This is a genomic window from Pelomonas lactea (assembly GCF_043555885.1).
GTDB lineage: Bacteria > Pseudomonadota > Gammaproteobacteria > Burkholderiales > Burkholderiaceae_C > Pelomonas > Pelomonas lactea.
The window spans coordinates 1-25,036 of record NZ_JBIGHX010000011.1 but is presented as its reverse complement, the minus strand read 5'-3'; the positions used below and the strand labels follow the sequence as shown (position 1 = coordinate 25,036).

Sequence of the window (25,036 nt, the reverse complement as noted above, 5' to 3'; positions counted from 1 at the left end):
TCCTACGCCGGCTTCTGCTTCATTTTGTGCGGTGCAGCATGGTGCAGCTTTCGGATCGTGGCAGGCCGGTTGCATCGTGATGCAACCGCTGACGATGTTGGGGTGGGCTGGCGCCGCCGCGCGGCCTAGCATGCGGCGCCCACGATGCCGTCTTACACCCTGGATGCCGCGCTAGCGCCCGACACGCCCACCGAGCCCCCGTCTTTCACCGACCCGGCCCGGCCGCGGCTGCGCGGGCTGTCCTTCCACCAGTGCCTGCTGGCCGCCTTCCTGCTCGTCACGGCCGTGCTGGGCGGTGCGGCGGCGCAGGCCATGTTCGCGCTGGAACATGTGGCGCAGCAGGGCCGCCAGGCCTCGCAGGACGCCGCGGCGCTGACCGCCCAGGTGCAGCGCCTGGCCGAACGCACGGTGGCCATGGAGCGCAGCGCGCGGCAGTTCCTGGTGCTGGACGACGCCAGCCTGCGTGAGCGCTTTCGCGATGCCTCGCAGGGCGCGCGGGACGCCCAGGCGTCCCTTGCGGCGCTGATGCCCGATGCCACCGACCAACCGCTGTTCGCCGAGTGGCAGGCGCAGGCCGATGCGGCCTGGGAGGCCCTGCAGGGCGCCGGCCGCGCCCGCCCGGCCGCGCTGAAGCGGCTGACGCCCGTGTTCGCGCGGCTGCACCGCCTCAACGAGCTGCTGGCCGAGCGCGGTCAGCAGGCCATGGACCGCCGTGGCGACGCGGTGCTGGCGGAGCTGGAGCAGCAGCGCCGGCTCATTACCGGGCTGGTGCTGGGGGCCATCGCGTTGGCCGTGCTGCTGGGCCTGGGCTTCGGGCGCTGGCTGCTGCGGCCCCTCAGGCATGTCGAGGCGGCCATTGAGCGCCTGGGCGACAACCGCTTCGACGAGCCCGTGACCGTGCGCGGCCCGGCCGACATGCGCCGGCTCGGGCAGCAGCTGGAGTGGCTGCGCCAGCGGCTGGCGGCGCTGGAGTCCGACAAGACCCGCTTCGTGCGCCACATCTCGCACGAGCTCAAGACGCCGATGGCCTCCATTCGCGAGGGCGCGGCGCTGCTGCGCGACGGCGTGGCCGGGCCGCTGACGGCGGACCAGGCCGAGATCGTGCGCATCCTGGGCGACAACAGCGCCGCGCTGCAGCGCCAGATCGAAGACCTGCTGCACTACCAGACGCTGGCCTCCGGTTCGCAGCAGCTGCAGCGCCGCCCGGTCGCGCTGCACGCGCTGCTGCAGCGCGCGGCCGACGCCCAGCGGCTGCTGTGGCAGGCGCGCGGCCTGCAGCTGCGCGTGCAGGCCGAGCCCTGCACGGTGATGGCCGACGAGGAGAAGCTGGGCATCGTGCTGGCCAACCTGCTGGGCAATGCGGTGCGCTTCAGCCCGCCGGGCGGGGCCATCACGCTGGCGCTAGGGCAGGGCGGTGGCCGCGTGGCCATCGACTGCATCGACGCCGGCCCCGGCGTTGCCGCCGAGGACGCTGCGCACATCTTCGACCCCTTCTACCAGGGCCGCCACCAGGCACCCGGCGCGCGCCGCGGCAGCGGCATCGGCCTGTCCATCGTGCGCGAGATCGCGCAGGCGCACGGCGGCCGCTGCCGCCTGCTGCCCAGCGAACGCGGCGCCCATTTCCGACTTGAACTGCCTCATGAAACGACTGTCTGAAATCGCCCTCCTGTTGCTGCTGGCGGCCTGCCAGACGCCCCCGCCGGCCCCCGAGCCGCCGCGGCCCGCGCCGGTGTGCCCGGAGCCGCCGCCCGTGCCCGAGGTGCAGGCGCTGCAGGGCGTGCTCGCCACGGGCGAGGAGTTGCGCAAGGCCTTGTCGCTGGGCCGCAGCACCGCCGAGCTGGCGCAGGCCGCCGCGCAGGTGGAGGCGGTCGCCGCCTCCGCAGACCCGCTGGCCGAGCCGCTGAAGCCGCTGGCCGTGCAGCTGTCGCTGCGTCTGGCCGAGCAGCGCCGGCTGCAGGACAGCGTCGACAAGCTGACGCAGCAGCTGCGCGACAGCCAGCGCCGCAATGACCAGTTGAACGAGAAGCTTGAGGCGCTCAAGGTCATCGAGCAGACGCTGCCTGCCAAGCGTTGAGGAGTACCGCATGACCGCCCCCGCCGACATCCTCCTCGTCGACGACGACGCCGACCTGCTGCGCCTGATGACGATGCGCCTCACCGCCGCGGGCTACCAGGTGCAGGCCGTGGCCAGCGCCGAGGCCGCGCTGGCGCACCTGGCGGTGAAGCTGCCGTCGCTGGTCATCACCGACGTGCGCCTGCCGGGCCTGGACGGCCTGGCGCTGTTCGACGAGCTGCGCGCCAGCCACCCGTCGCTGCCGGTCATCCTGCTGACGGCGCACGGCAGCATCCCCGATGCGGTGGACGCGACGACGCGTGGCGCCCATGCCTACCTGACCAAGCCCTACGACGCCAAGGAGCTGCTGGCCAGGATCCAGCAGGCGCTGCGCGTCAACGCGCCCGGCCCGGCGCCGTTCGACGGCGATGGCGACTGGCGCCGCGAGATCATCAGCCGCAGCCCGCGCATGGCCGAGGTGCTGGCCGAGGCGCGGCTGGTGGCCGCCACCGACGCCAGCGTGCTCATCAGCGGCGACAGCGGCACCGGCAAGGAGCTGCTGGCCCGCGCGCTGCACCGCGCCAGCCCGCGGGCCGGCAAGCCCTTCATCGCGGTGAACTGCGGCGCCATTCCCGAGGCGCTGCTGGAGTCCGAGCTGTTCGGCCATGTGAAGGGCGCCTTCACCGGCGCGCAGGGCCACCGCCAGGGGCTGATCCCGGCGGCGCACGGCGGCACGGTATTCCTGGACGAGATCGGCGACATGCCGCTGGCGCTGCAGGTGAAGCTGCTGCGCGTGCTGCAGGAGCGCGTCGTGCGGCCGGTGGGCAGCAACGACGCGGTGGCGGTGGATGTGCGCGTGCTGTCGGCCACGCACCGCGACCTGGAGCTGGCGATGTCCGAGGGCCAGTTCCGGCCCGACCTGTACTACCGGCTCAACGTCGTGCGGCTGGCGCTGCCGGCGCTGGGCGAGCGCCGCGAGGATATCGCGCTGCTGGCGCAGCACTTCCTCGCCGCGCTGGCCGCGCGCCACCACAAGCGGGTGAAGGGCTTTGCGCCCGACGCGCTGGAGGCGTTGGTGACGGCGCCATGGCCCGGTAACGTGCGCCAGCTCTACAACGTCGTCGAGCAGGTCTGCGTGCTGGCGACGGCGCCGCTGGTGCCGCTGGCGCAGGTGCAGCGGGCGCTGCAGATGCCGTCGGCCGAGGTGCTGAACTACCAGCAGGCCAAGCAGCGCTTCGAGCGCGACTACCTGAACCGGCTGCTCAAGCTGACCTCCGGCCACGTCGCCGAGGCCGCGCGGCTGGCCGACCGCAACCGCACCGAGTTCTACCGCCTGATGCAGAAGCACGGGCTGGACCCGCAGCTGTTCCGCGATGACCCCCAAAGTGCGCTGTCGGATTTCGGCGACAGCAAAAGGCCCGGTGAATCAGGCACTTAGCCTGCGCGGCGCGCGGCCTGTCGCCGGGCGGCGACAGAATCGCCCGCCAGGCTCTGCCAGCCCGGCTCGCGAGCGACTTAAGTGGTTGATATGAAAGGAGAAGTCGGCGCTGGCACGGCTGTTGCGCTGAGGGCGTCGTGGTGCCGGTCCGGTGCCGCGTTCTATCCACGCATCCTCAGGAGATACGCATGCAACACGCTTCCACCTTCGCCCGCCTGCTGACCGCCGCCCTGACGGCAACGGCCCTGTCCACCGCCTTCGCCGCCGACCCGGTGCCGGCACCCGCCGGGCAGGCTCCGCAAGCCCAGCCCGCGGACGCCGCCGCTGTTGCCGCCCAGGCCGCGGCCGTGCTGCAGCAGGACAAGGACCTGCAGGCCCTGCCGCTGACCGTCAGCAGCACCGATGGCGGCGTCGTCATCGTGAAGGGCGCGGCCCCCAGCGCCGAACTGGCCCAGAAGGCCATCAAGCTCGTCGCCGCCGTCCCCGGCGTCAAGGAAGTGCGCAACGAGATCAAGGTCGGCTGACCCGCCACACGCCATTGACCTGCCGCCCCGCACCCGCGGGGCTTTTGCGTTTGAGGCCGAGCGCCGGGCCGCCACAAGCCGGCCCGTCTGGCGATGTGCGAGCGGGGCCACCCCCGCGAGCATCGCCGTCCCCTTGGGGGCTGAGGCCGGACACGACAAGTCCTGAGGACTTGTCGTGCCTGCCGAAGGGCAGCCGCTCCGTCGGCTGCGCGGTCTGCAAGACCGCCCGGGCTTGCCCGCGTTCAGCGGCAAGCGCGGGCGAGGGGCCTCAACTCAACACCGGCTGTTGTTGACCAGCGCCTGCAGCCCCGCCTGGTTCAGGATGCGCAGCTGCCGCTGCTTCACCTCCATCAGGCCCTCGTCCTGGAAGCGCGAGAACGTGCGGCTCACGGTCTCCAGCTTCAGGCCCAGGTAGCTGCCGATCTCCTCGCGCGTCATGCGCAGCACCAGGCTGGATGCCGAGAACCCGCGTGCCTGCAGCCGCTGTGTCAGGTTCAGCAGGAAGGCCGCCAGCCGCTCCTCGGCGCGCATGTTGCCCAGCAGCAGCATCACGCCATGGTCGCGCACGATCTCGCGGCTCATGATCTTGTGGAACTGGTGCTGCAGCACCGTGAACTCGCGCGACAGGCCCTCCAGCTGCGCGTAGGGGATCACGCAGACCGACGAGTCCTCCAGCGCGACGGCGTCGCAGTGGTGGTGGTCGCTGCTGATGCCGTCCAGCCCCAGCAACTCGCCAGCCATCTGGAAGCCGGTGACCTGGTCGCGCCCGTCCTCGCTGCCCACGCAGGTCTTGAAGAAGCCGGTGCGCACCGCGTACAGCGCCTCGAAGCGCTCGCCGTTGCGGAACAGGTGATCACCCCGCGCCACCGAGCGGCGCTTGGCGACCAGGCCGTCCAGCTGCTGCAGCTCGCCGGCGTTCAGGCCCACGGGCAGGCACAGCTCGCGCAGGTTGCAGCTGGCGCAGGCCACCTTCAACGGCTCGATGGCGGGCAGTGTCGACGGATCGGACGCGGGCGACGCACGCATCGGGCAGGGTTGGGTCGTCAGCATGAGGGACATTCTTCGCCAGGCGACCCGCCCCGGCCTTGACCTGCATCAAGGCCGGGGCGGGGCCGGCTCGGCACAGTGGCGACATGGCTGCTGTGACCGATAGACCTCCCCAACTCGAGCTTGCCGACCTGCTGCGCCGCCACGACGTGGCGGGGCCGCGCTACACGTCCTACCCGACGGCGGACCGTTTCGTCGAGGCCCACCAGGGCGCGCAACACCTGCAGGCGCTGCGACAGCGCGGCACGGTGCAGCCGCTGTCGGTCTACGTGCACATCCCGTTCTGCGAGCAGCTCTGCTACTACTGCGCCTGCAACAAGATCATCACCAAGCACCACGAGCGCGCCGCACCTTACCTGGCCGCGCTGGCCCGCGAGGTGGAGCTGGTGGCCGACGCGCTGGGTGGCCCGGCGCCGGTGTCGCAGCTGCACCTGGGTGGCGGCTCGCCGACCTTCCTGTCCGACGCGGAGCTCGGCGAGCTGATGGAGATGCTGCGCCGGCGCTTCAAGCTACTGCCGGGCGCCGAGCTGTCCATCGAGGTGGACCCGCGCACGGTGGACCAGGCCCGGCTGGCCCACCTGCGGCTGCTGGGCTTCAACCGGCTTTCGTTCGGCGTGCAGGACTTCGACGTCGCGGTACAGAAGGCGGTGCATCGCGTTCAGCCGCTGGAGCAGGTGGCCGCGCTGATGCAGCACGCCCGCGAACTGGGCTTCTCGTCCACCAACGTGGACTTGATCTACGGCCTGCCGCAGCAGACGCCCGTCAGCTTCGCCCGCACCATCGCGCAGGTGGCCGAGTTGCGGCCCGACCGCATCGCGATGTACGCCTACGCCCACCTGCCGCAGCGCTTCAAGCCACAGCGCCGCATCGTGGCCGAGCTGCTGCCGCCCGCGGGCGACAAGCTGGCCATGCTGTCCGGTGCCATCAGCGCGCTGCTGGGCGAGGGCTATGCCTACATCGGCATGGATCACTTCGCGCTGCCCGACGACCCGCTGGCCATTGCCAAGCGCCAGGGCCTGCTGCACCGCGGCTTCCAGGGCTACTCGACGCAGCCCGACTGCGACCTCGTGGGCCTGGGTGTGTCGGCCATCAGCCGCGTGGGCGCCACCTATGCGCAGAACGCCAAGACGCTGGAGGAATACGAAGACGCGCTGAACCAGCGGCAACTGCCCGTGCAGCGCGGGCTGGCGCTGACGCGCGACGACCTGCTGCGCCGTGCCGTCATCATGGCGCTGATGTGCCAGGGCCGCGTGGAGTATGAGTCCATCGCCGCGTCCTACCTCGTCGATGTGCCGAGCTACTTCGAGCCCGAGCTGGCACGGCTGGCACAGCTGGCGGGGCAGGGCCTCGTCGTGCTGGAGCCGGGCGCCATCCAGGTCACGCCGCTGGGCTGGTACTTTGTGCGCGCCGTCGCCGCGGTGTTCGACCGCTACCTGCAGGCTGACGCGAGCCGGGAGCGCTTCTCCAAGATCATCTGATGGCCGGTGACCTCGCGCTCGTCGTGTCGGCCACGCTGATGGGCCTGGCCGGCATGCCGCATTGCGCGGCCATGTGCAGCGCGCCCTGCGCGCTGGCGGGCGGGCAGCGGCCGGCGCGGCTGCTGGCCGGGCGGGTGCTGGGCTACACGGCGGGTGGCGTCGTTGCGGCGGCGTCGGCCGAGGCGCTGGCGCGGGCGTCGCAGAGCGTGGCGCTGCTGCAGCCCGCCTGGGCGCTGCTGCAGGCGGCGCTGCTGCTGTTCGGGCTGATGCTGTTGCTGCAGGGCCGCGTGCCGGCCTGGCTGGGCAGCGTGCGCTGGCGGCCGCAGCCGCGCCACGCGTTCGCCACCGGGCTGGCCTGGGTGGCCATGCCCTGCGGGCTGCTGCATGCGGCGCTGCTGCTGGCGGGGCTGTCGGGCTCGCCGCTGAGCGGCGGCGCGGCGATGGCGGGTTTTGCGCTGGCCAGCACGCCGGGGCTGGTGGTCGCGCCGCTGTGGCGCGCGCGGCTGCTCAAGCACGGGCCGGCCGGCGACGTGCTGGCGCTGCGGCTGGCCGGGCTGATGCTGGCGCTGGGCGCGGGCTGGGGGCTGGCGCATGGCGTGTGGCAGCGCGTCATGCTGGCCTGCTGACGCGGGCCATAAACTCGCCGCATCCTTGTCCTCGCATCGCTGCGAAAGCGCTACGCCATGTCCCATCACATCCAGGTGCCCGAAGGCGGCCAGAAGATCACCGTCAACGCCGACTTCTCGCTGAACGTGCCGCACAACCCCATCATCCCGTTCATCGAGGGTGACGGCACCGGGCTGGACATCACGCCGGTCATGCTGAAGGTCGTGGACGCCGCCGTCGCCAAGGCCTATGGCGGCGCCCGCAAGATCCACTGGATGGAGATCTACGCCGGCGAGAAGAGCACGCGCGTCTACGGCCCCGACGTGTGGCTGCCCGACGAGACGCTGCAGGCCGTGAAGGACTACATCGTCTCCATCAAGGGCCCGCTGACGACGCCGGTGGGCGGCGGCATCCGCTCGCTGAACGTGACGTTGCGCCAGGAGCTGGACCTGTACGTCTGCCTGCGCCCCGTGCAGTACTTCGACGGCGTGCCCAGCCCCGTGAAGGAGCCGCACAAGGTCGACATGGTCATCTTCCGCGAGAACTCGGAGGACATCTACGCCGGCATCGAGTACGAGGCCGGCAGCGACAAGGCGAAGAAGCTCATCGCCTTCCTGCGCGACGAGCTCGGCGCCAAGAAGCTGCGCTTCCCCGAGACCTCGGGCATCGGCGTCAAGCCGGTCAGCCGCGAGGGCACCGAGCGCCTGGTGCGCAAGGCCATCCAGTACGCCATCGACAACGACAAGCCGTCGGTCACGCTGGTGCACAAGGGCAACATCATGAAGTTCACGGAAGGCGCCTTCCGGGACTGGGGCTACGCGCTGGCGCAGAAGGAGTTCGGCGCCGAGCCCATCGACGGCGGCCCGTGGTGCCGCCTCAAGAACCCGCGCACCGGCAAGCTCATCACGGTGAAGGACGTCATCGCCGACGCCTTCCTGCAGCAGATCATCCTGCGCCCGGCCGAGTACAGCGTCATCGCGACGCTGAACCTCAACGGCGACTACATCTCCGACGCGCTGGCCGCGCAGGTGGGTGGCATCGGCATCGCGCCGGGCGCCAACATGAGCGATTCGGTGGCGATGTTCGAGGCCACGCACGGCACGGCGCCCAAGTACGCCGGCAAGGACTACGTGAACCCCGGCTCCTCCATCCTGTCCGCCGAGATGATGCTGCGCCACATCGGCTGGACCGAGGCGGCCGATCTCATCATCTCGTCAATGGAAAAAGCCATCCAGAGCAAGCGGGTCACCTACGACTTCGCGCGGCTGATGGACGGCGCGACGCAGGTGTCGTGCTCGGGCTTCGGGCAGGTCATGGTCGACTGCATGGAGTGATGCCGGCGGGCATCGCCCGCGGCCCCACACGCAAGCCCATCGCCGGTGACGTCGATGGGCTTCTTGCCTTCTGAACCGGCGCGGTCCGCGGCTCGCTAAGCTGCACGGCAAGCACGAAGGAGCCCTCATGGAACTCGATCCCCAAGGCCTGGCGACGCGCCGCGCGGTGCTGGGCGATGCCTACGTCGACGCCGCGCTGGCCAAGGTCACGCCGTTCACCGCACCGCTGCAGGAGCTGGTCACCCGCCATGCCTGGGGCAACACCTGGCAGCGCGACGGCATCGACCTGCGCACGCGCAGCATCGTCACCGTCAGCATGCTGGTGGCGCTGGGCCGAACGCACGAGCTGAAGACGCATGTGCGCGGCGCGCTGAACAACGGCGTGACGGTCGAGGAGCTGCAGGAGATCTTCCTGCACGCGAGCGTCTACTGCGGCTTTCCGGCGGCCGTGGATGCGTTCCGGGCCGCGGCCGAGGTGGTCGACGGCGCCGGCGGCTGACGGCTGCTCAGAAGCATTCGTCCAGGCACAGGTAGAAGTCCAGCCGGCGGTGATCCGGCCGCGCGATGCCGTAGGCGGGGAACAGCGCCCGCTGCGCGGCCGCGCCGAACTCGCCCAGGCAGTTCCACAGGATGGCCAGGTCCTGGTAGCGGTCGGCCACGCCCAGGCGGCCCACGTCGATGAGTCCGGTGAGGCGCAGCTCGTCGTCGAGCAGCAGGTTGTCCAGCGAGTAGTCGCCATGCGTGACGACCGCGTCGACCGTGCGCGGCCGCAACCGCTGCAGCGCGTCCCACACGTCCTGCGGCGTCCAGCCCCGGCGTGCGTCGTCGAAGTCGTCGGCGTCGATGAGCCCTGCCGCCAGACGCTCGTGCGCTTGTGCAAGGCGTTGCTCCAGCGGTGACTGGAACGGGCACAGCGCCGCGGGCAGCGCATGCAGCCTCGCCAGCGCCTGGGCCAGCGCAGCGACGATGTCCGGTGCCCGCGACGGGTGGTGCTGCAGCCACTCGTAGGCGGTGCGGCCCGGGATGGCCCGCGTCAGCAGCCAGGCCTGGTTGCCGCTGCACTCGAAGTGCACCGGCATGCCCACGGGCATCTGGGCCGCCAGCCAGCGCAGCCGGGCCAGTTCGTCGACCAGCGCGGCGGCGGCCTGGCCGCGGCCGTGCTTCAGGTACAGGTCCGGCGCGCCGTCACGCGTGATGCGGTAGACGGCCGCACCGGCTTCGCCGACAAGGTTGCGGCGCCAGCGGGCGCCGTCCAGTCGCGCCGTGAGGCTGGGCGGCAGCGTGGGCGGCCGGGCGGACTTCTCCCGGCCGGGCGTCGGCGGCAGGGGTGGTGCGGCGTGTCGCGTCATGGAGCGGGTGGGTGGCGGCGCAAGGCGCGCAGGCGGGGCTGCACGTCTGCGCTGCGAGCAGCGGCGTGCAGCGGGCAGAAAAAGGGGCGCCAGAGGCGCCCCTTGTCAGTTCAGTCGGTCCAGTCGGTCCCGCGCGGGCCGTCAGCCCAGCGCCGCCAGCGCGGCGTTGAACGTCGCGCTCGGGCGCATGACGACGTCCAGCTTGGCTGCGTCCGGCAGGAAGTAGCCGCCGATGTCCACCGGCTTGCCCTGCACCGCCTTCAGCTCTTCGGCGATCTTGGCCTCGTTGGCGGCCAGCGTCTCGGCCACGGCCTTGAACTTGGCGGCCAGATCGGCGTCTTCCGTCTGCGCCGCCAGTTCCTGGGCCCAGTACAGCGTCAGGTAGAAGTGGCTGCCGCGGTTGTCGATCTCGCCAGTCTTGGGGCTGGGGCCCTTGCCGTTGTCCATCAGCTTGCCGGTCGCGGCATCCAGCGCCTTGGCCAGCAGCTTCGCCTTGGCATTGCCGGTCTTCAGGCCCAGCTCTTCCAGGCTCACGGCCAGCGCCAGGAACTCGCCCAGCGAATCCCAGCGCAGGTGGTTTTCTTCCACCAGCTGCTGCACGTGCTTCGGGGCCGAGCCGCCGGCACCGGTTTCGTACATGCCGCCGCCGGCCATCAGCGGCACGATGGACAGCATCTTGGCCGACGTGCCCAGTTCCATGATGGGGAACAGGTCGGTCAGGTAGTCGCGCAGGATGTTGCCGGTGGCGCTGATGGTGTCCAGGCCGCGGATCACGCGCTCCAGCGTGTAACGCATCGCGCGCACCTGGCTCATGATCTGGATGTCCAGGCCGGTGGTGTCGTGCTCGTGCAGGTACATCTTGACCTTGCGGATCAGCTGCGCCTCGTGCGGGCGGTAGCTGTCCAGCCAGAAGACCACCGGCATGCCCGAATTGCGCGCGCGGTTGACGGCCAGCTTGACCCAGTCGCGGATGGCGGCGTCCTTGCACTGGCACATGCGCCAGATGTCACCCTGCTCGACGTTCTGGCTCAGCAGCACCTCGCCCGTTTCCAGGTCGGTGATGTTGGCGACGCCGTCCTCGGTGATCTCGAAGGTCTTGTCGTGCGAGCCGTATTCCTCGGCCTGCTGGGCCATCAGGCCGACGTTGGGCACCGTGCCCATGGTCTTGGGGTCGAACGCGCCGTGCCACTTGCAGAAGTTGATGATCTCCTGGTAGATGCGGGCGAAGGTCGACTCGGGCATCACGGCCTTCACGTCCTTCAGGCGGCCGTCGGCGCCGTACATCTTGCCGCCGCTGCGGATCATGGCGGGCATGGAGGCGTCCACGATGATGTCGTTGGGCGAGTGGAAGTTGGTGATGCCCTTGGCCGAGTCCACCATCGCCAGCTCGGGGCGGTGCTCGTGGCAGGCGTGCAGGTCGCGCTTGATCTCGTCCTGCTTGGCGCTCGGCAGCGTGGCGATCTTGGTGTAGAGGTCCACCATGCCGTTGTTGACGTTCACGCCCAGCTCGTCGAACAGCTTGCCGTGCTTCTCGAACGCCTCGCGGTAGAAGATGCGCACGCAGTGGCCGAACACGATGGGGTGGCTCACCTTCATCATGGTGGCCTTCACGTGCAGCGAGAACATCACGCCGGTCTTGCGCGCGTCCTCGATCTCCTTCTCGTAGAAGGCCAGCAGCGCCTTCTTGCTCATGTACATGGAGTCGATGACCTCGCGGTCCAGCAGCGAGACCTTGGGCTTGAGCACAATGGTCTTGCCGCTCTTCGTGATCAGCTCCATCTTCACGTCGCGGGCGCGGTCCAGCGTCATGGACTTTTCGCCGTGATAGAAGTCGCCGTCATGCATGTGCGACACGTGCGAGCGCGAGGCCTGGCTCCACTCGTCCATGCGGTGCGGGTTCTTGCGCGCGTAGGCCTTGACGGCCTTGGGCGCGCGGCGGTCGGAGTTGCCCTCGCGCAGCACCGGGTTCACGGCAGAGCCGATGCACTTGTTGTAGCGGGCGCGGATGTCTTTTTCTTCGTCGGTCTCCGGCTTCTCGGGGAAGTTCGGGATCGCGTAGCCCTTGTCCTGCAGTTCCTTGATGGCGGCCTTCAACTGCGCCACAGACGCGCTGATGTTGGGCAGCTTGATGATGTTGGCCTCGGGCTTGAGCGTCAGCTTGCCGAGTGCGGCCAGGTTGTCCGGCACGCGCTGCGCTTCGGTCAGCAACTCGGGGAACTGGCCCAGGATGCGGCCGGCCACCGAGATGTCGCTGGTGACGACATCGATCCCAGCCTGCGCCGCAAAGCGCTGAACGACCGGCAGCAGCGAGGCAGTCGCCAGGCGGGGGGCTTCATCGGTCAGGGTGTAGACGATCTTGGGCGTTTCGGCGGTCATGAGGGTGTTCCGGTGAATGTCGAATCTCTGCAGCGCGCAGTCTCACGGCGCGCGCGCAAGGTGTGAACTCTAGCAAGCCATGCGTGGGAGCTGCCGCACAAGCCTTCGCCGAGGCAGCGGCGCCTTGCTCCAACGCAAAAGCCCCGCAGGCCGTCGGGGCCTCGGGGCTGGCGGGTTGCCGGGGCGGCCCGGCGGGCGGGGGTCAGGAGGCCTGCGGTTGTTCCAGGCCGCGGGCCGCTTCCATCGGCGTGATGTTCTGCGCGAGCTGGCCTTTGGGGCCCTGCACCAGGTCGAACTGCACCTGGCTGCCCTGCTTCAGCGTCCGGAAGCCTTCCATCTGGATCGCCGAAAAATGGGCGAAGACGTCATCGCCGCCGGCATCCGGCTCGATGAACCCAAAGCCCTTGGCATCGTTGAACCACTTGACTTTGCCCAGCGCCATCATCTTGTCTCCGTTCTTTGTGGCACCTCCCCAAGGAGGCGGACGAGATTCTGGTAGCGCGACAAAAAGCGTCAATTCGGGACCTTCCCGGCCGGGTTCACCCGAACCTGCTTGCAATTTCGGGGGATGCCGCCAAGTGCCTGCAAGTCGGTGGGGGATACCCCCGTCGATAGAATCGACCCATGCCTGTGTTCCCCGTTTTTTCACCGCGAAACCAGTCGGCTCCGCCCCCGCCCACGCCTCCGTTGAGGCCCGGCAAGGACGAGGGCGACGGGGCCGTCGTCGTCGAGCGCCAGACGCAGAAAACCGAGCCGCCGCGGCTCTACCAGGTGCTGCTGCTGAACGACGATTTCACCCCGATGGAGTTTGTAGTCATGGTTCTGCAGGAATTTTTCCGGCATGACCTGGATACGGCGACGCAGATCATGCTCAAAATCCACCACGAGGGTCGCGGGGTTTGCGGTGTGTTCACCAAGGACGTCGCCGCGACCAAGGTGGAGTTGGTACTGGCCGCCTCCCGGCGTGCTGGCCACCCCCTGCAGTGCATTATGGAGGCCGCATGATTGCGCAAGAGCTTGAAGTCAGTTTGCACATGGCGTTCGTCGAGGCGCGCCAGCAGCGGCACGAATTCATCACCGTCGAGCACCTGCTGCTCGCGCTGCTGGACAACCCTAGTGCCGCCGAAGTGCTGCGCGCCTGCGCCGCCAATCTGGACGATCTGCGCAAGAGCCTGACGCAGTTCATCAAGGAAAACACGCCCATGGTGGGCGGCAGTGACGAGGTGGACACGCAGCCCACGCTGGGCTTCCAGCGCGTCATCCAGCGCGCCATCATGCATGTGCAGAGCACCGGCAGCGGCAAGAAGGAAGTGACCGGCGCCAACGTGCTCGTCGCCATCTTCGGCGAGAAGGATTCGCACGCGGTGTACTACCTGCACCAGCAGGGTGTCACGCGCCTGGACGTCGTCAACTTCATTGCCCACGGCATCAAGAAGTCCGACCCCGAGCCGCCCAAGGCGCCCGAAGGCCAGCAGCAGGGCCAGGAAGGGGAGCGCGAGGAAGGCGAGGGCGCCAGCGCCAAGGCGTCGCCGCTGGAGCAGTTCACGCAGAACCTGAACCAGCAGGCCAAGGACGGCAAGATCGATCCGCTGATCGGCCGCGAGTCCGAGGTCGAGCGCGTCGTGCAGGTGCTGTGCCGCCGCCGCAAGAACAACCCGCTGCTGGTGGGCGAAGCCGGCGTGGGCAAGACAGCCATCGCCGAAGGCCTGGCCTGGCGCATCACCGAGGGCGAAGTGCCCGAGGTGCTGGCCGATTCCGTCGTCTATTCGCTGGACATGGGCGCGCTGCTGGCGGGCACCAAGTACCGCGGCGACTTCGAGCAACGCCTGAAGGCGGTGCTGAAGGCGCTCAAGGAGCAGCCGCACGCCATCCTGTTCATCGACGAGATCCACACGCTGATCGGCGCTGGCGCGGCGTCGGGCGGTACGCTGGACGCCAGCAACCTGTTGAAGCCGGCGCTGTCGTCGGGCCAGATGAAGTGCATCGGGGCGACGACGTTTACCGAGTACCGCGGCATCTTCGAGAAGGACGCGGCGCTGAGCCGGCGCTTCCAGAAGGTGGACGTGGCCGAGCCGTCGGTCGAGCAGACCATCGAGATCCTGAAGGGGCTGAAGAGCCGCTTCGAGGAGCACCATTCCGTCAAGTACGCGCTGGGCGCGCTGCAGGCCGCAGCCGAGTTGTCGGCCAAGTACATCAACGACCGCCACCTGCCCGACAAGGCCATCGACGTCATCGACGAGGCAGGTGCCGCGCAGCGCATCCTGCCCAAGAGCAAGCAGAAGAAGACCATCACGCGCGCCGAGGTGGAAGACATCGTCGCCAAGATCGCGCGCATCCCGCCCGCGTCCGTCAACAGCGACGACCGCAGCAAGCTCAAGACGCTGGACCGCGACCTGAAGAGCGTCGTGTTCGGACAGGACCCGGCCGTCGATGCGCTGGCCGCCGCCATCAAGATGGCGCGTTCGGGCCTGGGTCGTCCCGACAAGCCGGTGGGCAGCTTCCTGTTCAGCGGCCCGACGGGCGTCGGCAAGACCGAGGTGGCCAAGCAGCTCGCCTACATCCTGGGCATCGAGCTGATCCGCTTCGACATGTCCGAGTACATGGAGCGCCATGCGGTCAGCCGGCTGATCGGCGCGCCTCCGGGCTACGTCGGTTTCGACCAGGGCGGCCTGCTGACCGAAGCGGTCACGAAGAAGCCGCACTGCGTGCTGCTGCTGGACGAGATCGAGAAGGCCCACCCGGACGTCTTCAACGTGCTGCTGCAGGTCATGGACCACGGCACGCTGACCGACAACAACGGGCGCAAGGCCGACTTCCGCAACGTCATCATCATCATGACGACGAATGCGGGCGCCGAGATCATGAACAAGGCGACCATCGGCTTCACGACCCAGCGCCAGCAGGGCGACGAGATGGCCGACATCAAGCGCCTGTTCACGCCCGAGTTCCGCAACCGGCTGGATGCCATCGTGTCCTTCCGCGCGCTGGACGAGGAGATCATCCTGCGCGTGGTCGACAAGTTCCTGCTGCAGCTCGAAAGCCAGCTGCAGGAGAAGAAGGTCGAGGTCAGCTTCTCCGACGCGCTGCGCAAGCAGCTCGCCAAGAAGGGCTTCGACCCGCTGATGGGCGCGCGGCCGATGCAGCGCCTCATCCAGGACACCATCCGCCGCGCGCTGGCCGACGAGCTGCTGTTCGGCAAGCTGGTGGACGGCGGCCGCCTGAGCGTGGATGTGGACGACAAGGGCGAGACGGTGCTGGACATCCAGCCGACGCCGCCCAAGCCCAGCAAGGACGGCAAGCCCAAGGCAGAGCCGGCCACGGCCTGAACCCGGGCCCGCAAAAAGGAAAGGACGCCGCGGCGTCCTTTTTTGTTGTCAGCCCGCCGGGTCCTGTCTGAAGAAGTCGGCCAGCAGGCGGTACATCGCCGGCTCCTCGATGCGCATCGCAGCGGGTGCCACGAAGAATGCTTCGACAGCCACGGCGAAGAACTCCTCGACGGCCTCGCCGCCGTAGGGGTCGATCAGCGTGTCCTCGCCGGCGTCGATGCGCGCGCAGAACTTCTCCCACTCGGCGTCGATCACTTCGATCCAGCGCTCGCGTTCGTCCGCGTTCAGCGGCGGCACGCCATCGGCCAAGCCGTCGCGCATGTCGATGACGTGGGCGAACTCGTGGATGACGACATTGAAAACCGCGTCCGCGCCGAACTGCGCGGGGTCATTGCTGACGGCAATGGCCTGCCAGGCCAGCATCAGCGGCCCGCCTTCCATCGCCTCTCCGGCCAATTCCTCGTCGTACTCGTGGACGATGCCGTCCTCGTCTTCGAAGCGCCGCTGCGCGACCACCTCCCCGGCATGCATGACGATGCCGACAAAGCCGTCGTACCAGGAGAGCCCCAGCCGCAGCACCGGCAGGCAGGCCTGCGCCGCGACGGCCACGGCCACCTCGTCGCTGACCTCGAAGCCGGCCGCGCCGTGGAATTCCTTGGTCGACAGGAACAGGCTGCACAGCCGGCGCAGTTCGGCGAGGTCATCCTCGCTGCGCTGGGCCAGGAAGGGGTAGCGCAGCAGCGTCAGCTGCCACAGCGCGTCAGGGATGGCGTGGCGTTCGATGGCGCGTTGCTCGCGCCAGTCTTTGATGGCCTTGAGGATCACAGCGGCAGCCGCTGCAGGCCGGCGACCGACAGCCGGATCACGTCGCCGCGCGGCGGCGTGGCGTCCAGGTCCCAGTCGCACAGAACGACACGGCGAAGTCCATCGCCCAGGTCGTGCTCGGCCGGGCGGTGCGTGTGGCCGTGGATCAGCGTCGTGGCGCCCGCCTCGCGCAGCAGCGCGCGGCAGGCGTCGGCGTCGAGGTCGGTCGCCATCAACTGCGCGGCCTGGGAGGCGCGGCTCTGCGCACGCGCCTGGCGGCCGAAGGCCTGGCGGTCGGCCAGCGGCTTGGCGAGGAAGTCGGCCTGCCAGGCGGCCGAGCGCGCGGTGGCGCGCCAGGCCTGGTAGCCGGTGTCGGCCAGGCACTGCGCGTCGCCGTGCGCCAGCAGCCAGCGCTGGCCGAACGCGGTCAGCACGGTGGGGTCGGGCAGGGCGGTCATGCCGGCGTCGGCCAGCAGTGCGGCGCCGACGAGGAAGTCGCGGTTGCCGGCCATGAAGTACAGGTCCAGCCGCTGCGATGCCTCGCGCAACATCGTCACGACCCCGGCCTCGAAAGGCTCGTGGCGGGCATCGTCGCCCACCCAGACCTCGAAGATGTCGCCCAGCAGCAGCACGGCGTCGGCCGTGGTGTGGGCGAGGTGCGCTTCAAGCCGGGCCAGCGTGCCCGGCGTGTCGGGCCCCAGGTGCAGGTCTGACAGCAGGTCCACCTGCTGCCATTGCACCGGCGCCGTCAGCGTGTGGATCAAACCTCGACGGCCTTCTCGATGACCACGGCCTCGACCGGCACGTCGTCATGGAAGCCGGAACGGCTGGTCTTGACCTTCTCGATCTTGTCGACGACATCCTGGCCCTCGACGACCTTGCCGAACACGGCATAGCCCCAGCCCGACGGGCTCTCGGACTTGAAGTCCAGGAAGCCGTTGTTGGTCGTGTTGATGAAGAACTGCGCCGTGGCCGAGTGCGGCGCGTTGGTGCGCGCCATGGCCAGCGTGTAGTGGGCGTTCTTCAGGCCGTTGTTGGCCTCGTTCTGGATGGGCGCCTCGGTGGGCTTTTGCTTCATGCCCTGCTCGAAGCCGCCGCCCTGGATCATGAAGCCCTTGATGACGCGGTGGAACACCGTGCCGTCGTAGTGGCCGGCGCGCACGTACTGCAGGAAGTTGGCAACCGACAGGGGCGCCTTCTCGGCATCCAGCTCGATGAGGATGTCGCCGTGGTTGGTGGTGAGTTTGACTTGGCTCATTTGGGTGCAGGCTCGACGAGAGCCTTGGTGATGAAGATGGGCTTGACGGGCAGATTCTCGTGGATGCCCCTCGCGGTGGTCTCGGCCGTGCGGATCTTGTCGACGACCTCCATGCCCTCGATGACCTGGCCGAACACCGCGTAGCCGCTCCGTGGGTTCATGGGGTCGGCGTCGAGGTAGGGGTTGTCGACGACGTTGATGAAGAACTGCGACGTCGCCGAGTTCGGGTCGCCCGTGCGGGCCATCGCGAGGCTGCCGCGCACGTTGGACAGGCCGTTGCCGGCTTCCAGCGGAATGGGCGACTTGACCGGACGCTGGTTGAGCTTGGCGTCGTAGCCGCCGGTCTGCACCATGAAGGTCGGGATGACGCGGTGGAAGATGACGCCGTTGTAGTGGCCGGCCTTCACGTACTGCAGGAAGTTGGCTACCGACTTGGGCGCCTTCTCGGCGTTGAGCTGGATGCGGATGTCGCCTTCGGAGGTCTGCAGCTTGACGGTCTGCGCCGAGGCGCCGGCGGCGGCCAGCAGGGCGGCCAGAAGAAGAGCGGTTTTCGTCATGGGTCAGCGGGTCTTGGAAGGGTTGCCGGTGAGCGCCAGCGTGCGGCTGATCTTGCCGGCCAAAGCGTCACTGGGGTTCAGCGAGACTTTCTGTGCGCGCTGGTAGGCGCGCAGCGCCAGCCGCAGCAGCACGTCGCCCAGGTTCTCCTGCGCCTGGGCGTGGTCGGGCTGCAGCCGCAGCGCCTGCTGCAGCGCGGCCTGGGCCTCGTCCAGTTCGCCCGCGGCGGCGTGCAGCACGGCGAGGTTGTTGTAGGGGTCGGCCAGGTCCGGGAAGTCCTGCGTCAGCCGCGTGAAGAGGGCGACGGCCTTGGCACGGTCGCCCAGTTCCATGCGCATGACGCCCAGCGCGAAGCGGAGCTGCAGGTCGTCCGGAGCACGGGTCAGCGCCTGTTCGACCTGCTCGACGGCCTGGGTCTTCTGGCCGGCCAGCCATAGGCGTTGGGCGCTGGCCAGGTCGTCGGCTCGGGCTGGCGCCGCGGCGAGCGCGAGGCTCAGCACGACGGGCAGCACCAGGGAGGGGAGGGGCAGGTGCATGAGGGTTGTAGCGGGGAGCGGAAAAAGGGGTGGCCGCTATACTGAAACGATTCTATGAGCCCCGCCTGGGCGGTCCCGGTGCGGGGCTTCTTGTTGGTGGTGGCGCCTGCCCCCTGTTCCCGTTTCACATGCCCCTGCGCGTCCACAACTCCCTCAGTCGCACCCTCGAAGACTTCAAGCCGCTCGTGCCTGGCCAGGTGCGCATGTACGTGTGCGGCATCACCGTCTACGACCTGTGCCACATGGGGCATCTGCGCATGAACATGGCGTTCGACGTCATCTACCGCTGGCTGCGTGCCAGCGGCTATGCCGTCACCTATGTGCGCAACGTGACGGACATCGACGACAAGATCATCCGGCGCGCCGTCGAGCGCGGCATCACGATCCGCCAGCTCACCGAGGAGATGACGGCCGCGATGCACGAGGACTTTGCCGCCGTGGGCTTGGCTGCCCCCGACCACGAGCCGCGCGCCACCGAGTACGTGCCGCAGATGCTGTCGCTGATCGAGCGACTGGAGCAGCGCGGCCTGGCCTACCGGGCCGAGGGCGGCGACGTGAACTACGCCGTGCGCAAGTTCGACGGCTACGGCAAGCTCAGTGGCAAAAGCTTGGACGACCTGCGCGCCGGCGAGCGCGTGGCCGTGGACGACGGCAAGCTGGACCCGCTGGACTTCGTGCTCTGGAAGGCTGCCAAGGCCGAGGAACCCGCCGACGCCAAGTGGGCCGCGCCGTTCGGTGAAGGCCGCCCGGGCTGGCACATCGAGTGCTCGGCGATGAGCTGCGCGCTGCTGGGCGAGGCCTTCGACATCCACGGCGGCGGCACCGACCTGCAGTTCCCGCACCACGAGAACGAGATCGCCCAGAGCCAGGGTGCCGGCTACGAGTTCGCCAAGTACTGGCTGCACAACGGCTTCCTGAACGTCGACGGCGAGAAGATGTCCAAGAGCCTGGGCAACTTCTTCACCATCCGCGACGTGCTGAAGAAGTTCGACGGCGAGACGCTGCGCTTCTTCATGCTGCGCACGCACTACCGCCGGCCGTTCAACTTCAGCGACTCGCACCTGGAAGACGCCCGCACGGCCCTCACGCGCCTGTACACGGCGCTGGATGCCGTGCCGCCGGTCGACGATGTCGCCATCGACTGGGCCGAGCCGACGGCTGCGGCCTTCAAGACGGCCATGGACGAAGACTTTGGCACGCCCGGCGCCATCGCCGTGCTGTTCGATCTGGCCAACGAGGTCAACCGCGATCGTTCGCCCCGGCGCGCTGGTCTGCTGAAGGCGTTGGCCGGTGTGCTGGGCATCCTGCAGCAGACCCCGCGCACTTATCTGCAAGGCGGCTCGGTCGACGAGTCGGCCTGGATCGAAGAGCGCATCGCCGCCCGTGCGGCAGCCAAGGCGGCCAAGGACTTCGCCGGAGCGGACGCCATCCGCGCGGAGCTGTCTGCCAAGGGCATCACGCTGAAGGACGGTGCCGGCGGCACGACCTGGGTGAAGAGCTGATGGCGGTCGTCTCCGAAGTCGTCCCGGCGTACTGGGACGAGGCCTGCAAGCACCTGGTCAAGCGTGACCGGGTCATGAAGAAGCTCATCCCGCAGTTCGGCGAGGCCAGGCTGCAGAGCCGCGGCGACGCGTTCGCGACGCTGGCGCGCTCCATCGTGGGCCAGCAGATCTCCGTGAAGGCGGCGCAGTCGGTCTGGAACAAATGGGTGGCGCTGACGCCGAAATTCCAGCCTGCTGCCGTGCTGGCGCTGGACGTCGAGGCGCAGCGCGCGGCCGGCCTGTCGGCGCGCAAGGTCGAGTACCTGCGCGACCTGGCCGAGCATTTCGCGTCCGGCCAGGTGCACGTGCGCCAATGGGCGCAGATGGACGACGAAGCCATCATCGAGGAACTGGTCGCCATCCGCGGCATCGGCCGCTGGACGGCCGAGATGTTCCTGATCTTTCACCTGATGCGCCCCAACGTGATGCCGCTGGACGACGTCGGCCTGTTGAAGGGCATCAGCCTCAATTACTTCTCCGGCGAGCCTGTATCCCGAGCCGAAGCCCGCGAGGTGGGCGACGCCTGGGCGCCGTACCGATCCGTGGCCGTTTGGTACATTTGGCGCAGCCTCGATCCGCTACCTGTGGACTACTGATGAGCAAAAAGCACTTCCTTGAATTCGAGCAACCCATTGCGGAACTCGAGACCAAGATCGAAGAACTGCGCTACGTGCAGAGCGAGTCGGCCGTCGACATCTCCGAGGAGATCGACCGCCTCTCCAAGAAAAGCCAGCAGCTGACGAAGGAGGTCTACTCCAACGTCGCGCCCTGGCAGGTCTACCAGATCGCCCGCCACCCGCAGCGCCCGCAGACGCTGGATTACTGCTCGGAGGTCTTCACCGAGTTCCAGGAGCTGCATGGCGACCGCCACTTCGCCGATGACGCCGCCATCGTCGGCGGCCTGGCGCGTTTCAACGGCCAAGCCTGCATGGTCATCGGCCACCAGCGCGGCAGCGACGCCAAGGAGCGCACGCTCCGCAATTTCGGCATGCCGCGCCCCGAGGGCTACCGCAAGGCGCTGCGCCTGATGAAGCTGGCCGAGAAGTTCGGCCTGCCGGTCTTCACGTTCATCGACACCATGGGCGCCTACCCCGGCATCGGTGCCGAGGAGCGTGGCCAGTCCGAGGCCATCGGCCGCAACATCCTGGAGATGGCGCAGCTGGAAGTGCCCATCATCGCCACCGTCATCGGTGAGGGTGGCTCCGGCGGCGCGCTGGCCATCGGCGTGGCCGATCAAGTCCTGATGCTGCAGTTCGCTGCCTACTCGGTGATCTCGCCGGAAGGCTGCGCGTCCATCCTGTGGAAGAGCAGCGAGCGTGCGTCCGACGCCGCCGAGGCGCTGGGCATCACGGCACATCGCCTGAAGGCGCTGGGCCTGATCGACAAGATCGTCAGCGAGCCCGTGGGCGGCGCCCACCGTGACGCCAAGCAGATGGCGTCCAACCTGAAGCGCGCGCTGAGCGACGCGCTGCGTCAGGTCAGCGACCTGAAGACCCGCGAGCTGCTGGACCGCCGCTACGAGCGCGTCCAGGCCTATGGCCGCTTCAGCGACACCAAGAATCGCTGAGCTCGGACTTGAACAGCCCCTTCGGGCTGTTCATGCCTGGCAAAAGGCCGGGCCGCTGGCCCGGCACCGACTGCAGCGTGGAGACTGACCTCGTCGCGGTCGCCTTCAGCGGCGGCCTCGACTCCACGGCACTGCTGCACGCCACGGCCCGCTTGGGCATGCGCGTGCTGGCGCTGCATGTTCACCATGGCCTGCAGCAGCAGGCGGACGACTGGGCCGCTCATTGCGAGCGCGAGGCACGGGCGCTGGGTGCTGGCTTTGCGTGCACCCGGCTGACCGGAGCGCCCGCGCCGGGTGACAGCGTCGAGGCGTGGGCCCGGGAGGGCCGGCATCGCGCGTTGCACCAGATGGCCCGCGCCGCTGGCGCGGATCTGCTGCTGCTGGCGCACCACCGGCAGGACCAGGCCGAGACCTTCCTGTTGCAGGCGATGCGGGGGGCAGGTCTTGCTGGCCTGGCCGGCATGCCCCGGGCGCAGTGGCGCGACGGCGTGTGCTGGGCGCGCCCCTGGCTGGACCGGCCGCGCGCGCTGATCCGCGCCTATGCCGAGCAGCAGGGGCTGCGCTGGATCGAAGACCCGAGCAACGGCGACGGTCGCTTCGCGCGCAACCGGCTCCGGCAGGCGGTGTGGCCGGCGTTTCCGGCGGCGGAGGCCGGCTTGGCCCAGGCCGCGCGCTGGGTGCAGCAGGCGGACGCGCTGGCGGCGGAGGTCGCGGCCGAGGATCTGGCGCGCCTGGCCAGCGCCGAACGGCTGGACCTGACCCAGCTGGCCGCGCTGTCGCCGGCCCGGGCCAGCAACGCGTTGCGCGCCTGGCTGGCGACGCACACGGCGGCGCCGGCCAGCCTGGTCGAGCGGCTGCTGGCGCAATGGCGGCCGGGGGCGACGCAGAGCTGGCCCGCGCCGGGCGGGGCGTTGCACGCCTACCGCGACGGGCTGTACTGGTCGGCCCAGGTGCCGCAGGGGCAGGCGCCGATGCCCGTGGACCTCAGCCGCCCGGGTCTCTATCCCCAGCCGGGGTGGGGCGGCGCCTGGCTGGTGGAGGCCGCTGCACCCGGCATCGCGACCGCGCGGCTGGCCCGGCTGGTGCAGCGCGCCCGGGGCGGGGCCGAGCAGTTCCAGCGCGCGCCGGCCTCGGTGCCGCGCGGCGTCAAGAAGGCCTGCCAGGAGGCTGGGCTGCCGCCCTGGCGGCGCGGCGGGCCGCTGCTGTTCGACGGCGACCTGCTGGTGGCGATGGCCGGTCTCGGCATGGATGCCCGTGCCTTCGCCAGCCAAGATGAGCCGCAGCTGTCTCTGCGCTGGCTGGACGACTCCGCCTTGCCTCAGCGCGAAGGCGCAATGCATTCCGCTGCATAAAATCGGGGGTTTGCGAGCGTGCCGTCCCGGCCGCTCCGTCTTCAGCCTTCGCGAAACACATGGCTCTGATCGTCCACAAGTACGGCGGCACCTCGATGGGGTCCACCGATCGCATCCGCAACGTCGCCAAGCGCGTCGCCAAATGGGTGCGTGCCGGCCACCAGATGGTGGTCGTGCCCTCGGCCATGAGCGGCGAGACCAACCGCCTGCTGGGTCTGGCCAAGGAACTCTCGCCCGCCAGCAGCAGCGCGGAGGTCAACCGCGAACTGGACATGATCGCGGCTACCGGCGAGCAGGTCTCGGTCGGCCTGCTGGCCATCGCGCTGCAGGCCGAGGGCGTACCGGCGGTCAGCTACACCGGCTGGCAGGTGCCCGTGGCCACCGATTCGTCGTACACCAAGGCCCGCATCGAGAGCATCGACGACAAGCGCGTGCGCGCCGACCTGGCGGCCGGCAAGGTCGTCGTCATCGCGGGCTTCCAGGGCATCGATGCCGGCAACAACATCACGACGCTGGGCCGTGGCGGCTCCGACACCTCGGCCGTGGCCATCGCCGCCGCGATGAAGGCCGACGAGTGCCTCATCTACACCGACGTGGACGGCGTCTACACCACCGACCCGCGCATCGTCCCCGAGGCACGCCGCCTGCACACCATCAGCTTCGAAGAGATGCTGGAGATGGCGTCGCTGGGCTCCAAGATCCTGCAGATCCGCTCGGTGGAGTTCGCCGGCAAGTACCGCGTGCCGCTGCGTGTGTTGTCCAGCTTCACGCCCTGGGACATCGACATCAACGAGGAAGCCAAGTCCGGCACCCTGATCAGTTTTGAAGAGGACGAAAAAATGGAACAAGCCGTCGTGTCGGGCATTGCCTTCAACCGTGACGAGGCCAAGGTGACGCTGCTGGGCGTGCCGGACAAGCCTGGCATCGCCTTCCAGATCCTGGGCCCCGTGGCCGATGCCAACATCGACATCGACGTCATCATCCAGAACGTCTCGCATGACGGCAAGACCGACTTCTCCTTCACCGTGCACCGCAACGACTACGCGCGCACGATGGAGCTGCTGCAGAACACGGTCGGTCCGGCCACCAACGCCGCCAAGGTCGCGGGCGACCCCAAGATCTGCAAGGTCTCCATCGTCGGCATCGGCATGCGCTCGCATGTGGGCGTGGCCAGCAAGATGTTCCGCGCGCTGAGCGAGGAGGGCATCAACATCCAGATGATCTCGACGAGCGAGATCAAGACCAGCGTCGTCATCGACGAGAAGTACATGGAACTGGCCGTGCGCGCGCTGCACAAGGCCTTCGATCTGGACCAGGAATCGGCTGCGGCCTGAGTTTTCGATAGCGGGCCCGAAATCCTGATATAGAATGCAGGGCTTCGCTGGAGTCGTGACCGAGTGGCCGAAGGTGCTCCCCTGCTAAGGGAGTATGTGGGCAAAACCTGCATCGAGGGTTCGAATCCCTCCGACTCCGCCAAGACTATCTGTAAGTCGTTGATTGATGAAGCTTTTCAGCTTACGAGACCGACGACTCACAAGTCAACTGACAACGCCGTAGTGACCAGTTCGCTACGGCGTTTTCTTTTGCCTGGACGTCTTTGGCGGACGCCGATCTGCGATGGCGGGCGCGCTTGATCGGCAGGTTGCAGACGTCTTTTGTGACGCTGCGCCGGCTGTGGCCGGTACTTTGATTTGCGCCTTGGGGACTTCAACCTGACGCCACTGGGCAAACACTATTTCGTGAGTCCCGTTCCTTTCCCTATCGAGGTCACCCATTAGCCGTCCCCGTCAAGTGGCAAACAAACGCCCCTGCACCGCAAGAGCGCATCTCGTCGTTGCTTCCAACTGCGGCCGGGCTGCCGAATTCACCGCACGCTTGGTTCTCGATGTTTG

24 protein-coding genes and 1 tRNA gene are annotated in these 25,036 nt (G+C 68.7%); 16 read left to right on the top strand and 9 right to left on the bottom strand.

The genetic code is table 11. The features are described 5' to 3' along the window. Positions 1-144 precede the first annotated feature (144 nt). From ACG04Q_RS23915 to ACG04Q_RS23900, 4 genes are all read left to right on the top strand, one after another. Positions 145-1,656, top strand: a complete 1,512-nt coding sequence (locus tag ACG04Q_RS23915) for a sensor histidine kinase (protein ID WP_394514092.1) — start codon at positions 145-147, stop codon at positions 1,654-1,656. After that, entirely contained in the window at positions 1,640-2,074 is a 435-nt protein-coding gene (locus ACG04Q_RS23910) for a hypothetical protein (RefSeq protein WP_394514090.1), read from the top strand. Before ACG04Q_RS23915 ends, ACG04Q_RS23910 begins: the two co-directional genes overlap by 17 nt. Positions 2,075-2,084: 10 nt before the next feature. Further along, positions 2,085-3,491, top strand: a complete 1,407-nt coding sequence (locus ACG04Q_RS23905; RefSeq protein WP_394514088.1) for a sigma 54-interacting transcriptional regulator — start codon at positions 2,085-2,087, stop codon at positions 3,489-3,491. A gap of 188 nt (positions 3,492-3,679) precedes the next feature. Beyond that, on the top strand, positions 3,680-4,015 hold the full coding sequence (locus tag ACG04Q_RS23900) for a BON domain-containing protein (RefSeq protein WP_394514087.1): 336 nt from the start codon (positions 3,680-3,682) through the stop codon (positions 4,013-4,015). Positions 4,016-4,288: 273 nt separating this feature from the next. Here ACG04Q_RS23900 and fnr read toward each other — a convergent pair whose 3' ends face one another. Continuing rightward, positions 4,289-5,041: a fumarate/nitrate reduction transcriptional regulator Fnr gene (gene fnr / locus ACG04Q_RS23895; RefSeq protein ID WP_394514413.1), complete on the bottom strand. Its 753-nt coding sequence runs from the start codon at positions 5,039-5,041 to the stop codon at positions 4,289-4,291. Positions 5,042-5,148: 107 nt separating this feature from the next. On the opposite strand from fnr, the gene hemN reads away from it, so the two are divergent. The 4 genes from hemN to ACG04Q_RS23875 all read left to right on the top strand — a co-directional run bounded on the left by hemN (position 5,149) and on the right by ACG04Q_RS23875 (position 8,979). Then, positions 5,149-6,540, top strand: coding sequence for an oxygen-independent coproporphyrinogen III oxidase (gene hemN / locus ACG04Q_RS23890; protein WP_394514085.1), 1,392 nt, complete (start codon positions 5,149-5,151; stop codon positions 6,538-6,540). Next, positions 6,540-7,166, top strand: a complete 627-nt coding sequence (locus tag ACG04Q_RS23885; RefSeq protein ID WP_394514084.1) for an urease accessory protein UreH domain-containing protein — start codon at positions 6,540-6,542, stop codon at positions 7,164-7,166. The genes hemN and ACG04Q_RS23885 overlap by 1 nt, the downstream gene beginning before the upstream one ends. A gap of 57 nt (positions 7,167-7,223) precedes the next feature. Then, on the top strand, positions 7,224-8,480 hold the full coding sequence (gene icd, locus ACG04Q_RS23880; protein WP_394514083.1) for an NADP-dependent isocitrate dehydrogenase: 1,257 nt from the start codon (positions 7,224-7,226) through the stop codon (positions 8,478-8,480). A gap of 127 nt (positions 8,481-8,607) precedes the next feature. Then, complete coding sequence (locus ACG04Q_RS23875; protein ID WP_394514081.1) at positions 8,608-8,979, top strand: carboxymuconolactone decarboxylase family protein; 372 nt, start codon at positions 8,608-8,610, stop codon at positions 8,977-8,979. A gap of 7 nt (positions 8,980-8,986) precedes the next feature. Here the strand turns inward: ACG04Q_RS23875 and ACG04Q_RS23870 are convergent, their stop codons facing one another. From ACG04Q_RS23870 to ACG04Q_RS23860, 3 genes are all read right to left on the bottom strand, one after another. Beyond that, complete coding sequence (locus ACG04Q_RS23870; protein WP_394514079.1) at positions 8,987-9,829, bottom strand: APH(3') family aminoglycoside O-phosphotransferase; 843 nt, start codon at positions 9,827-9,829, stop codon at positions 8,987-8,989. Between the two features lie 141 nt (positions 9,830-9,970). Further along, complete coding sequence (locus tag ACG04Q_RS23865) at positions 9,971-12,205, bottom strand: NADP-dependent isocitrate dehydrogenase (RefSeq protein ID WP_394514078.1); 2,235 nt, start codon at positions 12,203-12,205, stop codon at positions 9,971-9,973. A gap of 202 nt (positions 12,206-12,407) precedes the next feature. Beyond that, positions 12,408-12,647, bottom strand: a complete 240-nt coding sequence (locus ACG04Q_RS23860; protein ID WP_394514411.1) for a cold shock domain-containing protein — start codon at positions 12,645-12,647, stop codon at positions 12,408-12,410. Between the two features lie 182 nt (positions 12,648-12,829). Between ACG04Q_RS23860 and clpS the strand changes: the two genes are divergently transcribed. Beyond that, positions 12,830-13,210, top strand: coding sequence for an ATP-dependent Clp protease adapter ClpS (clpS, locus tag ACG04Q_RS23855; protein ID WP_394514077.1), 381 nt, complete (start codon positions 12,830-12,832; stop codon positions 13,208-13,210). Continuing rightward, positions 13,207-15,531: an ATP-dependent Clp protease ATP-binding subunit ClpA gene (clpA, locus tag ACG04Q_RS23850; RefSeq protein WP_394514076.1), complete on the top strand. Its 2,325-nt coding sequence runs from the start codon at positions 13,207-13,209 to the stop codon at positions 15,529-15,531. The genes clpS and clpA overlap by 4 nt, the downstream gene beginning before the upstream one ends. Before the next feature lie 48 nt (positions 15,532-15,579). Here clpA and ACG04Q_RS23845 read toward each other — a convergent pair whose 3' ends face one another. The 5 genes from ACG04Q_RS23845 to ACG04Q_RS23825 are packed head-to-tail and all read right to left on the bottom strand — an operon-like array spanning position 15,580 to position 18,684. Then, positions 15,580-16,353, bottom strand: coding sequence for a M90 family metallopeptidase (locus ACG04Q_RS23845; protein WP_394514409.1), 774 nt, complete (start codon positions 16,351-16,353; stop codon positions 15,580-15,582). After that, positions 16,353-17,099: a UDP-2,3-diacylglucosamine diphosphatase gene (locus ACG04Q_RS23840; protein ID WP_394514075.1), complete on the bottom strand. Its 747-nt coding sequence runs from the start codon at positions 17,097-17,099 to the stop codon at positions 16,353-16,355. The genes ACG04Q_RS23845 and ACG04Q_RS23840 overlap by 1 nt, the downstream gene beginning before the upstream one ends. Next, on the bottom strand, positions 17,096-17,593 hold the full coding sequence (locus tag ACG04Q_RS23835; RefSeq protein ID WP_394514074.1) for a peptidylprolyl isomerase: 498 nt from the start codon (positions 17,591-17,593) through the stop codon (positions 17,096-17,098). The genes ACG04Q_RS23840 and ACG04Q_RS23835 overlap by 4 nt, the downstream gene beginning before the upstream one ends. Then, positions 17,590-18,150, bottom strand: a complete 561-nt coding sequence (locus tag ACG04Q_RS23830) for a peptidylprolyl isomerase (RefSeq protein WP_394514073.1) — start codon at positions 18,148-18,150, stop codon at positions 17,590-17,592. Before ACG04Q_RS23830 ends, ACG04Q_RS23835 begins: the two co-directional genes overlap by 4 nt. Positions 18,151-18,153: 3 nt before the next feature. Beyond that, positions 18,154-18,684 (bottom strand): tetratricopeptide repeat protein, encoded by a 531-nt coding sequence (locus tag ACG04Q_RS23825; protein WP_394514071.1) that lies wholly within the window; start codon positions 18,682-18,684, stop codon positions 18,154-18,156. A gap of 128 nt (positions 18,685-18,812) precedes the next feature. Here ACG04Q_RS23825 and cysS point away from each other — a divergent pair, with 128 nt between their 5' ends. From cysS to ACG04Q_RS23795, 6 genes are all read left to right on the top strand, one after another. Beyond that, positions 18,813-20,186: a cysteine--tRNA ligase gene (cysS, locus tag ACG04Q_RS23820; protein ID WP_394514069.1), complete on the top strand. Its 1,374-nt coding sequence runs from the start codon at positions 18,813-18,815 to the stop codon at positions 20,184-20,186. Continuing rightward, positions 20,186-20,821, top strand: coding sequence for a DNA-3-methyladenine glycosylase family protein (locus tag ACG04Q_RS23815; protein WP_394514067.1), 636 nt, complete (start codon positions 20,186-20,188; stop codon positions 20,819-20,821). The genes cysS and ACG04Q_RS23815 overlap by 1 nt, the downstream gene beginning before the upstream one ends. Then, positions 20,821-21,792: an acetyl-CoA carboxylase carboxyltransferase subunit alpha gene (locus ACG04Q_RS23810; protein ID WP_394514066.1), complete on the top strand. Its 972-nt coding sequence runs from the start codon at positions 20,821-20,823 to the stop codon at positions 21,790-21,792. Before ACG04Q_RS23815 ends, ACG04Q_RS23810 begins: the two co-directional genes overlap by 1 nt. Before the next feature lie 8 nt (positions 21,793-21,800). Then, a complete protein-coding gene (tilS, locus tag ACG04Q_RS23805; protein ID WP_394514065.1) occupies positions 21,801-23,144 on the top strand; it encodes a tRNA lysidine(34) synthetase TilS in 1,344 nt (447 codons plus the stop codon). Positions 23,145-23,203: 59 nt separating this feature from the next. Then, positions 23,204-24,478 carry an aspartate kinase gene (locus ACG04Q_RS23800; RefSeq protein ID WP_394514063.1) on the top strand — a complete coding sequence of 425 codons (1,275 nt, stop codon included), beginning with the start codon at positions 23,204-23,206 and terminating at the stop codon, positions 24,476-24,478. Positions 24,479-24,527: 49 nt separating this feature from the next. Continuing rightward, a tRNA-Ser gene (locus ACG04Q_RS23795) sits at positions 24,528-24,620 on the top strand. Positions 24,621-25,036 lie beyond the last annotated feature (416 nt).

Excerpts from the sequence above, each read along its gene's own strand:
- ACG04Q_RS23915 (WP_394514092.1), top strand. The coding sequence starts at position 145 with ATGCCGTCTTACACCCTGGATGCCGCGCTAGCGCCCGACACGCCCACC.
- ACG04Q_RS23910 (WP_394514090.1), top strand. The coding sequence starts at position 1,640 with ATGAAACGACTGTCTGAAATCGCCCTCCTGTTGCTGCTGGCGGCCTGC.
- ACG04Q_RS23905 (WP_394514088.1), top strand. The coding sequence starts at position 2,085 with ATGACCGCCCCCGCCGACATCCTCCTCGTCGACGACGACGCCGACCTG.
- ACG04Q_RS23900 (WP_394514087.1), top strand. The coding sequence starts at position 3,680 with ATGCAACACGCTTCCACCTTCGCCCGCCTGCTGACCGCCGCCCTGACG.
- fnr (WP_394514413.1), bottom strand. The coding sequence starts at position 5,041 with ATGCGTGCGTCGCCCGCGTCCGATCCGTCGACACTGCCCGCCATCGAG.
- hemN (WP_394514085.1), top strand. The coding sequence starts at position 5,149 with ATGGCTGCTGTGACCGATAGACCTCCCCAACTCGAGCTTGCCGACCTG.
- ACG04Q_RS23885 (WP_394514084.1), top strand. The coding sequence starts at position 6,540 with ATGGCCGGTGACCTCGCGCTCGTCGTGTCGGCCACGCTGATGGGCCTG.
- icd (WP_394514083.1), top strand. The coding sequence starts at position 7,224 with ATGTCCCATCACATCCAGGTGCCCGAAGGCGGCCAGAAGATCACCGTC.
- ACG04Q_RS23875 (WP_394514081.1), top strand. The coding sequence starts at position 8,608 with ATGGAACTCGATCCCCAAGGCCTGGCGACGCGCCGCGCGGTGCTGGGC.
- ACG04Q_RS23870 (WP_394514079.1), bottom strand. The coding sequence starts at position 9,829 with ATGACGCGACACGCCGCACCACCCCTGCCGCCGACGCCCGGCCGGGAG.
- ACG04Q_RS23865 (WP_394514078.1), bottom strand. The coding sequence starts at position 12,205 with ATGACCGCCGAAACGCCCAAGATCGTCTACACCCTGACCGATGAAGCC.
- ACG04Q_RS23860 (WP_394514411.1), bottom strand. The coding sequence starts at position 12,647 with ATGGCGCTGGGCAAAGTCAAGTGGTTCAACGATGCCAAGGGCTTTGGG.
- clpS (WP_394514077.1), top strand. The coding sequence starts at position 12,830 with ATGCCTGTGTTCCCCGTTTTTTCACCGCGAAACCAGTCGGCTCCGCCC.
- clpA (WP_394514076.1), top strand. The coding sequence starts at position 13,207 with ATGATTGCGCAAGAGCTTGAAGTCAGTTTGCACATGGCGTTCGTCGAG.
- ACG04Q_RS23835 (WP_394514074.1), bottom strand. The coding sequence starts at position 17,593 with ATGAGCCAAGTCAAACTCACCACCAACCACGGCGACATCCTCATCGAG.
- ACG04Q_RS23830 (WP_394514073.1), bottom strand. The coding sequence starts at position 18,150 with ATGACGAAAACCGCTCTTCTTCTGGCCGCCCTGCTGGCCGCCGCCGGC.
- ACG04Q_RS23825 (WP_394514071.1), bottom strand. The coding sequence starts at position 18,684 with ATGCACCTGCCCCTCCCCTCCCTGGTGCTGCCCGTCGTGCTGAGCCTC.
- cysS (WP_394514069.1), top strand. The coding sequence starts at position 18,813 with ATGCCCCTGCGCGTCCACAACTCCCTCAGTCGCACCCTCGAAGACTTC.
- ACG04Q_RS23815 (WP_394514067.1), top strand. The coding sequence starts at position 20,186 with ATGGCGGTCGTCTCCGAAGTCGTCCCGGCGTACTGGGACGAGGCCTGC.
- ACG04Q_RS23810 (WP_394514066.1), top strand. The coding sequence starts at position 20,821 with ATGAGCAAAAAGCACTTCCTTGAATTCGAGCAACCCATTGCGGAACTC.
- ACG04Q_RS23800 (WP_394514063.1), top strand. The coding sequence starts at position 23,204 with ATGGCTCTGATCGTCCACAAGTACGGCGGCACCTCGATGGGGTCCACC.